The 12,049-nt window shown below is 70.0% G+C and carries 7 protein-coding genes; 6 read left to right on the forward strand and 1 reads right to left on the reverse strand.

The window, feature by feature from the left end:
* Nucleotides 1-347 precede the first annotated feature (347 nt).
* The 6 genes from NS184_RS17635 to NS184_RS01040 all read left to right on the forward strand — a co-directional run bounded on the left by NS184_RS17635 (nucleotide 348) and on the right by NS184_RS01040 (nucleotide 10,100).
* Entirely contained in the window at nucleotides 348-524 is a 177-nt protein-coding gene (locus NS184_RS17635) for an SPOR domain-containing protein (protein ID WP_152997990.1), read from the forward strand.
* Between the two features lie 51 nt (nucleotides 525-575).
* Complete coding sequence (gene glnA, locus NS184_RS01020; protein ID WP_058724289.1) at nucleotides 576-1,913, forward strand: type I glutamate--ammonia ligase; 1,338 nt, start codon at nucleotides 576-578, stop codon at nucleotides 1,911-1,913.
* 10 nt (nucleotides 1,914-1,923) lie between these two features.
* Nucleotides 1,924-4,965 (forward strand): bifunctional [glutamine synthetase] adenylyltransferase/[glutamine synthetase]-adenylyl-L-tyrosine phosphorylase, encoded by a 3,042-nt coding sequence (locus NS184_RS01025; RefSeq protein WP_058724290.1) that lies wholly within the window; start codon nucleotides 1,924-1,926, stop codon nucleotides 4,963-4,965.
* Between the two features lie 539 nt (nucleotides 4,966-5,504).
* Nucleotides 5,505-7,112 (forward strand): glycosyltransferase family 2 protein, encoded by a 1,608-nt coding sequence (locus tag NS184_RS01030; protein ID WP_058724291.1) that lies wholly within the window; start codon nucleotides 5,505-5,507, stop codon nucleotides 7,110-7,112.
* Nucleotides 7,105-8,670, forward strand: a complete 1,566-nt coding sequence (locus tag NS184_RS01035; RefSeq protein WP_058724292.1) for a glycoside hydrolase family 26 protein — start codon at nucleotides 7,105-7,107, stop codon at nucleotides 8,668-8,670. The genes NS184_RS01030 and NS184_RS01035 overlap by 8 nt, the downstream gene beginning before the upstream one ends.
* Nucleotides 8,667-10,100, forward strand: a complete 1,434-nt coding sequence (locus NS184_RS01040) for a UDP-glucose dehydrogenase family protein (protein WP_058724293.1) — start codon at nucleotides 8,667-8,669, stop codon at nucleotides 10,098-10,100. The genes NS184_RS01035 and NS184_RS01040 overlap by 4 nt, the downstream gene beginning before the upstream one ends.
* Before the next feature lie 361 nt (nucleotides 10,101-10,461).
* Here the strand turns inward: NS184_RS01040 and glnA (NS184_RS01045) are convergent, their stop codons facing one another.
* Nucleotides 10,462-11,886 carry a type I glutamate--ammonia ligase gene (glnA, locus tag NS184_RS01045; protein WP_058724294.1) on the reverse strand — a complete coding sequence of 475 codons (1,425 nt, stop codon included), beginning with the start codon at nucleotides 11,884-11,886 and terminating at the stop codon, nucleotides 10,462-10,464.
* Between the last annotated feature and the right edge of the window lie 163 nt (nucleotides 11,887-12,049).

The raw sequence follows: 12,049 nt of genomic DNA on the forward strand, positions 1-12,049 counted from the left end.
CCGCGGAAGTGTCCGCGGAGCCGAGTCTCGGCTTCGGTGCCCGGTCGCGCGGCCGTGCGACTCCGGCGACGGGCGCCAGGGTGCGGACGCGACTGCCTGGAGGTCCGGGGCTCGCCCGCCGGACCGGTGTCGGGCCTCCAGACGGTCGCCCTGGGCGCGGCGGCGCGCCCCGAGACTCGGCTCCGCGGACGTCACGCGCGTTCCGGTGCCGCGGAAGTGTCCGCGGAGCCGAGTCTCGGCCTGGCGCGCACCGCGCCCTCACCGCGCCCTCACCGCGCCCTCACCGCGCCCTCACCGCGCGCGCACCACACCGCGCCCGCGCGGCCGTGCGTGGGTACGGTGGCGGCATGAGCGACGAACGCATCGAGTCCCAGTGGTGGTTCAACGAGAAGACGCACGAGGTGGAGCAGGGCCCGCAGTCGCCGCAGCGCGACCGCATCGGCCCGTTCGACACCCGCGAGGAAGCGCAGCACGCCCTCGACCGCATCAAGGCGAACAACGAGCGGTGGGACGACGAAGACTGACCCGGGAACCAATAGGCTGAGCATCCCAGCTGCTCCACGGAAAGGGCGTCAATGGACAAGCAGACGGACTTCGTGCTCCGCACCATCGAGGAGCGCGGCATCAAGTTCATCCGACTCTGGTTCACCGACGTCATCGGGACGCTCAAGTCGGTCGCGATCGCGCCGGCCGAGGTCGAGGGCGCGTTCGCGGAGGGCATCGGCTTCGACGGCTCCGCGATCGAGGGCCTGACCCGCAGCTACGAGGCCGACGTGCTCGCGCACCCGGACCCCTCGACGTTCCAGATCCTCCCGTGGCGCGGCGAGATCGACCCGACCGCGCGGATGTTCTGCGACATCACGACGCCGGACGGCCAGCCCGCCGTCGCCGACCCGCGCAACGTCCTCAAGCGGACCCTGGCGAAGGCGAGCGAGCGCGGGTTCACGTTCTACACGCACCCGGAGATCGAGTTCTACCTCCTGAAGAGCCGCGACTGGAAGGACGGCGGCCCGCAGCCCGTCGACCAGGCCGGGTACTTCGACAACGTCCCGGGCGGCAGCGCGCACGACTTCCGCCGCCGCTCGGTGCGGATGCTCGAGGACCTCGGCATCTCGGTGGAGTTCTCCCACCACGAGGCCGGCCCCGGCCAGAACGAGATCGACCTCCGCTACGCCGACGCACTGACGATGGCCGACAACATCATGACCTTCCGCACGGTCGTGAAGGAGGTGGCGATCGAGCAGGGCGTCTACGCGACGTTCATGCCGAAGCCGCTGTCGGGCCAGCCGGGCTCGGGCATGCACACGCACGTGTCGCTCTTCGAAGGCGACCAGAACGCCTTCTACGAGGCCGGCGGCCAGTACCAGCTCTCGGAGACCGCGAAGCACTTCATCGCCGGCGTCCTCCGCCACGCGCCCGAGATCACCGCGGTCACGAACCAGTTCGTGAACTCGTACAAGCGGCTCTGGGGCGGGGACGAGGCCCCGTCGTTCGTCACCTGGGGGCACAACAACCGCTCGGCGCTCGTCCGCGTCCCGCTGTACAAGCCGAACAAGGGCCAGTCGGCGCGCATCGAGTACCGGGGCATCGACTCAGCGGCGAACCCGTACCTGGCGTACTCGCTGCTCCTCGCTGCCGGGCTCAAGGGCATCGACGAGGGCTACGAGCTCCCAGCCGAGGCCGAGGACAACGTCTGGAGCCTGTCTGACTCCGAGCGCCGGGCACTCGGCTACAAGCAGCTCCCGGCGAGCCTCGACCACGCGCTCGGCCTGATGGAGGACTCCGAGCTCGTGGCGGAGACCCTCGGCGAGCAGGTGTTCAACTTCGTGCTGCTCAACAAGCGGCAGGAGTGGAAGGCCTACCGCGACCAGGTGACGCCGTTCGAGCTCGACACGAACCTCGGCGCCCTGTAGCCCAGCGGACATGACCGGTCGGACGAAGACGTCACGGTCCGAGCTCGCCCGGCTCGGTTTCGCCGAGCTCTCGGAGAGCCTCGAGCGGATCGCCGCCCTCGAGCGGACCGCCGGCCTGGAGGCACGGTTCGGCTCCGTCCTGCCCCAGGCGGGGAACGGGTCTGCCGCGGTGGGCGGCGGGGCCGCTCCTGCCGGCCTGCCCGGGTTCGACCCGGCGGCCGTGTGGGGTGCGACCGCTGACCCGGACGGCGCCCTCCGGTCGCTCGAACGCCTGTCGGAGCGTGCGCCCGACCGGCTCGGTGCGGTCCTCGCCGACGGTGCCGCGGCCGAGCGCCTCATCCGCCTGCTCGGGGCGTCGGTCGGGCTCGGCGACTTCCTCCACCGCCGGCCGACCGAGCTCGCGCTGCTGTTCGACCCCGTGACGCCCCCGTGGACGCAGGAGGCGTACACCGCCTCGTTGCTCGACGCCGTCGACGGGGCCACCGGTGAGGACGCCCGGCTCCGGCTCCGCGTGCGCTACCGGCGGCACCTGGCGCACATCGCCCTCTTCGACGTCCTGCACGACGCGCCGACCGAGGCGTTCCCCGCCGTGGCCGCGGGGCTCGCCGACCTCGCCGGCGCGGCGCTCGAGGCCGCTGTCGACATCGCCCGACGCGAGGTGCCGTTCCCCGCCGCGGACGTCGCGGCGACCCCGCTCGCGGTCATCGCCATGGGCAAGGCGGGCGCGCGTGAGCTCAACTACGTCAGCGACGTCGACGTCATCTTCGTGACCGAACCCACGCGCGACGACGAGGCGGACACCGGCGTGGGCACCGACCGTGCCGTGCTCATCGCCACCCGTCTCGCCGTCGCGGCGACCCACGCGATCACCGACCTCGCAGCCGAGCCCGCGCTGTGGGAGGTGGACGCGAACCTCCGTCCGGAGGGCAAGGACGGCGCGCTCGTCCGCACGCTCGACTCCCACGTGGCGTACTACCAGCGGTGGGCGAAGGAGTGGGAGTTCCAGGCGCTCCTCAAGGCCCGGCCGATCGCCGGCTCTGCGGACCTCGGGCAGCGGTACGCCGACGCCGTGGCCCCCTTCGTGTGGAACTCCGCCACCCGACCCGGGTTCGTCGAGTCCGTCCAGCGCATGCGGGAGCGCGTCACCGAGCACATCCCGGACGCCGAGGTCGACCGGCAGCTCAAGCTCGGTCCGGGCGGCCTGCGCGACGTCGAGTTCACGGTGCAGCTGCTCCAGCTCGTGCACGGCCGAGACGACGAGAGCGTCCGCGAGCGCTCGACCCTCGACGCGATGGAGGCCCTCACCCGTGCCGGCTACGTCGGTCGTCCCGAGGCCGCTCGCTTCGGGCCGGACTACGCCCTGCTCCGGGTCCTCGAGCACCGCATCCAGCTCCGACGACTGCAGCGCACGCACCTGATGCCCTCCGACGAAGAGGAACTGCGCGTCCTGGCGCGGGCGAGCGGGTTCGCGACGTCCGCGTCCGCGCTGGAGGCACGGTGGCGGTCGGTCAAGCTCGAGGTCCGCGGACTCCACGAGCGGCTGTTCTACCGCCCGTTGCTGTCCGCGGTCGCGGCGACCGACGGCGAGATCGTCCTGACGAGCGACCAGGCGGCCGACCGCCTCGGCGCGATCGGCTTCGCGGATCCGGCGGGGGCGCTCGGCCACATCCGCGCCCTCACCCAGGGGACGAGCCGGCGCGCGACGATCCAGCGGAACCTGCTCCCGGTGTTGCTGCGGTGGATGGCCGAGGGGCCGGCGCCGGACCGCGCACTGTTGGCGTTCCGACGGCTCAGCGACACCCTGGGGGAGTCGAGCTGGTTCCTCCGGATGCTGCGCGATTCCTCGGGAGCCGCGCACTCGCTCACCACCGTGCTCTCCGAGTCGGCGTTCCTGTCCGGGCTGCTCGAACGGTTCCCCGAGGCCGTCGCGTGGCTCGACGAGCCCGAGTCCCTCCTCCGGCCGAGGCCGATCGAGTCGCTGCTCGCCGAGATGACCGCGACGACCGCCCGGCACGGGGACGACGTCGACGGTTCGGCAGCGCTTGTGCGGTCGGCTCGACGCCGGGAGACCCTGCGGCTCGGCATGGCGGCCGTGCTCGGCTGGCTCGACGTCGACGCCCTCGGGCCCGCGCTCACCGACGTCACCGAGGCCACCCTCGCCGGTGCCCTCACCCTCGCGCGCCGGAACGCGCCGGAGGGGCTCGAGTTCGGGATCGTCGCGATGGGCCGGTACGGCGGCCGGGAACTCGGCTTCGGGTCCGACGCGGATGTCCTCTACGTGTACCGTGCGGCGGAGGGCACCGAGCCCGAGGTCGCGTCCCGAGCTGCACAGGCGATCGTGCGCGAGCTCGGCCGTCTCACGGAGGACGCCATCCACCCGTTCGAGCTCGACGTGGACCTGCGGCCGGAGGGGAAGAACGGCCCGCTCGTCCGGACGCTCGACTCCTACGCCGCCTACTACGCCCGGTGGTCCCTGACGTGGGAGGCGCAGGCGCTGCTCCGTGCCCGCGGCGCCGTGGGCGACGCGGGGCTGCTCCGCGACTTCGAGCACCTCGCCGACCGGACCCGCTACCCGGAGCACATCGACGACCACGCCGTCCGCGAGGTCCGACGCATCAAGGCTCGTGTCGAGTCCGAGCGGCTCCCGCGCGGCGCGGACCCGGCGCGGCACCTCAAGCTCGGCCGTGGCTCGTTGAGCGACGTGGAGTGGTTCGTGCAGCTCCTGCAACTCCAGCACGCCCTCACCGTGCCGGGCCTCCGGACGACCTCGACGCTCGAGGCCCTGGCGGCCGCGACGGAGGCGGGACTCGTCGCGCCGGACGACGCCGAGCGGCTCGGCGCGGCGTGGCGGTTCGCCTCCCGTGCCCGGAGCGCACTCGTGCTGTGGTCGGGGAAGACCACGGACGTGCTGCCCGTGGACCGCATCCAGCTCGAGGGCATGGCGCGACTGATGGAGTACCCGCCGGGTTCGGCGACGCAGCTCGAGGAGGACTACCTCGGCATCACCCGGCGCGCCCGCCAGGTGTTCGAGCGGGCCTTCTACAGCGCCTGACGCCGATCGCAGGGTGGTGCTCGATGCTGCCGAGCGACGCTCACGACACGCCCGAGGTGACGCGTCCCACGCGAAGATGACGTGTCGTCGAAGGTGAATTCCACGTGTCCGGAATCGTCCCCCATTGTTTCCGGTTCTGTACCCCGCGCATGGGACCGCTCCCAGTGCGCAAGCCGCCCTCGGCGGCCGTCCAGGTGTTCGCGACGGTTCCGGTCGACCATGCGCCGGTCCTCCTCGTAACCGGCTGCTGACCGGGGGTTTCCGTCGGAGGCGAGCCGTGCCTCCCGTCTGGCCGGTGCCCCCGCGGTTCCGTGACGACCACTCGAGGCGGTCCACCGCATTGCTGTCAGCACAGGTGAGGACAGCAGGCGTCCGCATCGGAGCGGACAAGCGTGTACCCCGTAACGTGCCGGTAACACCCCCGGACGGGGGTCGTGTTGCGAGGGGTGTCACGTTTCTGCATCAATGGCTCCACCCGAACCGACCACTGGTTCCTCGATGAAGCGGAATCCCCACCTCGAACGTTGAAGCAGGGATCGATGTTCACCTTCATTCTGCAGATCCGGCAGATGGTCGAAGGGCACCCCGAGTTCTACCTGTTCGCCGTGTACTCCGCGGTGATCTGGTTGCTCTGGCTGCTCAAGGTCGTCCTGTCCGCCCGCTACCGCCCCTTCACCGGCACCTACACCGGTACCACCAGCGTCGTCGTCCCCGTCGTGGACGAACCGCTCGACCTCTTCCGGGACGTCATCGGCCGCATGGTCGAGCAGCAGCCCGGCGAGATCATCGTCGTCATCAACGGCGCCCGGAACGAAGCGCTCGAGGGGGTGTGCGACGAGTTCGCCCCGCTCGTCCGCTGGACCCACACGCCGATCCCCGGCAAGCGCAACGCCGTCAAGGTCGGCACCGAGATGTCGAACGGCGACATCACGATCCTCGTCGACTCCGACACCGTGTGGACCCCCGGCACGCTGTCCGAGCTCCTCAAGCCGTTCGCGGACGAGTCCGTCGGCGGTGTCACGACCCGCCAGCGCATCCTCGAGCCGACCCGCAGCTGGATCACCCGCTGGGCGGACTGGCTGGAGAACTCGCGTGCGCTGTACTCGATGCCCGCGCAGAGCGTCCTCGGGCAGATCGGCTGCCTCCCCGGCCGCACGATCGCGTTCCGCCGGAACATCCTCATGCGCGTCATGGACAAGTTCATGCACGAGAAGTTCATGGGCGTCTTCCTCGAGGTCTCCGACGACCGCACGCTGACGAACCTCACGCTCAAGGAGGGGTACCGGACCGTCTACCAGTACACCTCGCTGGTGTACACGGACGCCCCGCTCCAGGTGAAGAAGCTCTTCAAGCAGCAGCTCCGCTGGGCCCGCGGCTCGCAGTACAACACGCTGCGGATGCTGCCGTGGATGATCGGGCACGCGCCGGTCCTCGCGCTCTTCTTCGTGACCGACATCATCCTGCCGTTCATGCTGTTCGGCGTGATCGCGGGCTGGATCTACCGTGCGGTGACCGGGCAGGGCGAGAACCTCTACCAGGGCATCCTGCAGCAGTACGGCTTCTCGACCGGGTTCGTCTACGTGGCGGCGCTCATGGTCGTGTCGAGCGTGCTGAGCATGGCGATCCGGCAGATCCGGCACCTCTCCGAGAAGCCGAGCGACTTCTTCCGCCTGCCGATGTTCATCATCGTGTCGACGTTCTTCCTCATGCCGATCCGGCTCATAGGCTTCTTCCGCCTGGCACACGCGTCCGGCTGGGGGACCCGCGCAGGAGCCTACGCCGGCGGTCCGATGGAGGAGGACCCTGCGCAACCGCAGCTCTCCGGCCAGACGCCGGTCAGCCCGGTCGACGCACCGCGGTACTCCGACGAGCAGGTCGCCGCCGACCGCGCTTTCGACGAGATCTTCGGCGCCGGCGCCAGCACCCGTCGCACGGACTTCGACGACGGTGCGGACGCGACGACCAACTCGACGGCCACCGTGCTCGCGACGCGACGTCAGCCGTCGCCCGGTGCGGCGACCTCGCCCGTCGGGGCGACCCGCGCCGCCGCGAAGCCGGCGAAGGTCCGCCGCTACAACCCGTACGCCGCGATCCCGTACCTCATCGGCATCGCGATCTTCGCCCTGGAGGCGTTCCTCATTGTCTGACCTCATCCGCTCCTCCGGTGCCTGGTGGGCCCAGTCCAGCAAGCACGCCCGACTCACCGCCGTCGGGACGACCGCCATCCTGGTCGTCCTCGGTCTCATCACCTGGACAGTCTGGGTGTCCCCGGCCGGCCCCGTGTCCACAGCGGTCCACCAGGCGCTCGGTGTCACCCCGCCGAAGAAGCAGGTCTCCGCCGCCGAGCTCCAGTCGGAGCTCACCGCCGCGCAGGAGAAGATCTGGGCACTCGAGGGCAAGCTCGACTCGACGACCGCCAAGGCCGGGTCGCGTGGCGACCAGATCGCCGACCTCAAGGCGCAGCTCGCCTCGCTGCAGTCGCAGCTCGGCGCTGCGAAGAGCCGGTCTGGAGACACGGCGAACGCGAGCGGGTCGGGTTCCGGCTCCGACGGTGCCGGTACGGGTTCGTCGGGCGGCGGTTCCGGGTCCGGTGCCGGGAGCTCCGGCAGCGGTTCCGGGGCCACGAGTGGTTCCGGTGGCTCCGCCGGCCACGGCTCGGGACCGAACGCCTCGGACCCGAACACCGGGCCGTCCACCGACCCGGGCCCCGAGCCCGTCACGGCGCCGTCGAAGGCCCAGGTCCTCGCGCAGCAGTCGCGCTGGTACGGCCTCTACACCGCGCAGTCGCCGTTCAACTGGTCCGAGTACGACCAGCTCTCCCAGCAGGTCGGCAAGGCCACGAACATGGTCGGTTTCTTCCAGGGCTTCGACCAGGACTTCAACGCGAACGCCGTCCAACGTTCGTGGGCGAACGGCCGCCTGCCGATGATGACGTGGGAATCCGTGCCCGCGAAGACCGGCAACGACGAGCCTTACGTGCCGGGCTACACGAACGAGGACATCCTCTCCGGCAAGTTCGACGCCTACCTGACGAAGTACGCGAAGGACGTCGCAGCGAACGGCATGCCGCTCGTGATCCGCTTCGACCACGAGATGAACGGCCAGTGGTACAACTGGTCCGAGTCGACCAAGCAGCAGAACGCGGCCGGCTCGTACACGGCCATGTGGAAGCACGTGTGGCAGGTCTTCCAGGACAACGGCGCGAACCAGTACGCCATCTGGGACTGGTCCCCGTCGCGCATCGACAAGCTCGGCAACCCGAAGTACCAGACCGTGGACTACATGCGGAACTACTACCCGGGATCCGAGTACGTGGACTGGGTCGGCATGAGCGGCTACTACCGTGACGCCACCGAAGCGCCGACCTTCCAGAACACCTTCGGCGCGACGCTCGCCCAGATCCGCGAGATCGCACCGGGCAAGGGCATCGTCCTCAACGAGATCGGCGCGACCGAGACCGGCGGCAGCGTCTCCGACTCGCAGAAGTCCCGCTGGATCACCTCGTTGTTCGACGCCCTCGCCGACCCGGCGAACGACGACATCATCGGCTTCAACTACTTCAGCCTGACCGCCACCACCATCGTCGACGGTGCTCGCACCACCAACGACTGGCGACTCAACTCCCGCGCCGACAGCCTCGAGACCTTCCGAGAGAACATCGCGCGCACCGACATCGACTACGACCTGCAGGAGGTCGAGCAGTGACCGCTCAGAAGAAGACCACGTCCCCGTCCGCGTCGGACGTGCGTCCCGCACCCGTCATCAGCGTCATCGGCACCGGCTACCTCGGCGCCACCCACGCGGCCGCCATGGCCGAGATGGGCTTCGAGACCATCGGCGTGGACGTCGACCCCGCGAAGCTCGCCGCCCTCACCGCCGGCGAGGTCCCGTTCTTCGAGCCCGGGCTGCCCGAGCTCATCACGAAGCACGTGGCGAGCGGCAAGCTCCGCTTCACGGCGTCGCTCCCCGAAGCCGTCGCCGCGGCGGACGTGCACTTCGTCTGCGTCGGCACGCCGCAGAAGGCCGGCTCGCACGCCGCGAACCTCGCGTACGTGGAGGCCGCCACCCGCGGCGTCGCCGAGCACCTCACGCACCCCGGTCTCATCGTCGGCAAGTCGACCGTTCCCGTCGGGACGGCTGCCCGGCTCCGGGAACTCGTCCGCGAGTTCACGCCCGCCGGCATCGAGGCCGAGCTCATCTGGAACCCCGAGTTCCTCCGCGAGGGCAAGGCCGTCGAGGACACCCTCCACCCCGACCGCCTCGTCTGGGGCGGCGCCTCGCCCGAGGCCGACGCGGTGATCCGGGAGGTCTACGCCGCCCCGATCGCCGAGGGCTGCCCGGTCATCACCACGGACCTCGCCACGGCCGAACTCGTGAAGGTCAGCGCGAACGCGTTCCTCGCGACGAAGATCTCGTTCATCAATGCGATCTCGGAGATGTGCGCCATCACCGGGGCCGACGTGTCGACCCTCGCCGACGCCCTCGGGCACGACGCCCGCATCGGCCGGAAGTTCCTCAACGCCGGGCTCGGCTTCGGCGGCGGCTGCCTGCCGAAGGACATCCGTGCGCTCATGCACCGGGCGAACGAGCTCGGCGCGGGCCGGGTCGTCGGTCTCATGCAGCAGGTCGACGAGATCAACATGGGGCAGCGCGAACGGGTGATCGACATGGCGATCGAGGCCGTCGGGGGATCGGTCCTCAACCGCCGCGTCGCCGTCATCGGTGCCGCGTTCAAGCCCCTCACCGACGACGTCCGCGACTCGCCGGCGCTGAACGTCGCTGCCGCGCTGCACCTCCGCGGCGCCCAGGTCTCGCTGTGGGACCCGGAGGCGAACGAGACCGCCCGCCGCTCCTTCCCGACGCTGACGTACGCCGCCACGAAGGAGGCTGCGATCGAGGGCGCCGACGTGGTCCTGGTCCTCACCGAGTGGGACGAGATCATCGAGGCGTCCCCCGTGTCCCTCGGCGAGGTCGTCGGGCGCCGCGTCGTGATCGACGCGCGCAACTGCCTCCCGGTCGAGGACTGGGTCAAGGCGGGTTGGACCGTCCGTTCCCTGGGACGGCCCACCCCGGTCGCGGGTGCACCCGCGAGCGTCGCCGCGGGGGTGAACGACGTGCTGGCGACGGCACGGTAGGTCCCGCCACCGCAACGAGCGGGGTCCGTGCCGGGGGCGGCACGGGCCCCGCTTCGTCGTCTGCCCGGGCGTGCCTGCCGGTTCCGGGCGTGCCTGGCGTTCCCGGGCGTGCCTGCCGGTTCCGGGCGTGCCTGGCGTTTCCGGGCGTGCCTCGTCGGTCGGTCCGACCAGGTACGCCCGTTCGTGCTCGCCATCGCGGGCGACAGGGGAAGGAACGTGTGGGCGCGACCGTCTGGAGGCCCGGTGCCGGCCCGTCGGACCGGCACCGGGCCTCCAGGCGGTCACCACAACGACTCCACGCGCGCCGCACGCAGGAGGCCCCGCACCGGAACCGGTGCGGGGCCTTCGCGATCAGCGAGGATCAGACGCCGAAGTAGAGCTCGTACTCGAACGGGTGCGGACGCTGCGCGAGCGGGAGGATCTCGTTCTCACGCTTGTAGTCGATCCAGGTCTGGATGAGGTCCTCGGTGAAGACGTTGCCCTTCGTGAGGAACTCGTGGTCCGCCTCGAGGGCCTCGAGTGCCTCGTCGAGGGAGCCCGGCACCTGCGGGATGCCCTTGGCCTCCTCCGGCGGGAGCTCGTAGAGGTCCTTGTCGACCGGCTCGTGCGGCTCGATGCGGTTCTGGATGCCGTCGAGGCCCGCCATCAGCTGCGCGGCGAACGCGAGGTACGGGTTGCCGGAGGCGTCCGGGGCCCGGAACTCGATGCGCTTGGCCTTGGGGTTCGTGCCGGTGATCGGGATGCGGATCGCGGCGGAGCGGTTGCCGGCCGAGTACACCAGGTTGACCGGCGCCTCGAAGCCCTTGACCAGGCGGTGGTACGAGTTGATCGACGGGTTCGTGAACGCGAGGAGCGCCGGGGCGTGCTTCAGGATGCCGCCGATGTACCAGCGTGCGACGTCCGAGAGGCCGCCGTAGCCGTTCTCGTCGTAGAACAGCGGCTTGCCGTCGTTCCAGAGCGACTGGTGGGTGTGCATGCCCGAGCCGTTGTCGCCGAAGAGCGGCTTCGGCATGAACGTGGCGACCTTGCCCCACTGGTCGGCCGTGTTCTTGACGATGTACTTGAACTTCAGGATGTCGTCCGCGGCGTGGACCATCGTGTCGAACTTGTAGTTGATCTCCTGCTGGCCGCCGGTGCCCACCTCGTGGTGCGAGCGCTCGAGTTCGAAGCCCGCCTCGATCAGCTTGAGGGTGATGTCGTCGCGCAGGTCCGCCGTCTTGTCGACCGGGGAGACCGGGAAGTAGCCGCCCTTGTACGGGGTCTTGTTGGCGAGGTTGCCGCCCTCTTCCTCGCGGCCGGTGTTCCAGGCGCCCTCCTCGGAGTCGACCGAGTAGAACGACTTGTTCTGCGTGACCGAGTAGCGGACGTCGTCGAAGATGTAGAACTCGGCCTCGGGGGCGAAGAACGCGGTGTCCGCGATGCCCGTCGACGCGAGGTACTTCTCCGCCTTCTTCGCCACCTGACGCGGGTCGCGGCCGTAGATCTCGCCGTTCCGCGGGTTGTAGATGTCGAAGATCATGATCAGCGTGCGCTCGGCGCGGAACTGGTCGATGTAGGCCGTCGTCACGTCCGGGATGAGCTGCATGTCCGACTCGTGGATCGACGCGAAGCCGCGGATCGACGAACCGTCGAAGAGCTGTCCGACCGAGAAGAAGTCCTCGTCGACCGTCGACGCCGGGATGTTGAAGTGCTGCTGGACACCGGGAAGGTCCGTGAAGCGGATGTCGAGGAACTTGACGTCCGTGTCCTTGATGAAGGCGAGCACCTCGGAGGAATCGCTGAACATGTGTGTCGATCTCCTGTGGGGTTGGGTGATGTCGGCAGGGACCTTTCGGCACCCTCCGACGAGGCTATTGACACCGGGTTTCCCGGACGTGACTGCATTGTTTCGTGCGTGTTACGCGGTCGGCGGGCAGTGGCGATGGCGCTGCTTCGGGGCGGGGCGGGGC

Source organism: Curtobacterium luteum, from assembly GCF_001475545.1.
Classification (GTDB): domain Bacteria; phylum Actinomycetota; class Actinomycetes; order Actinomycetales; family Microbacteriaceae; genus Curtobacterium; species Curtobacterium luteum_A.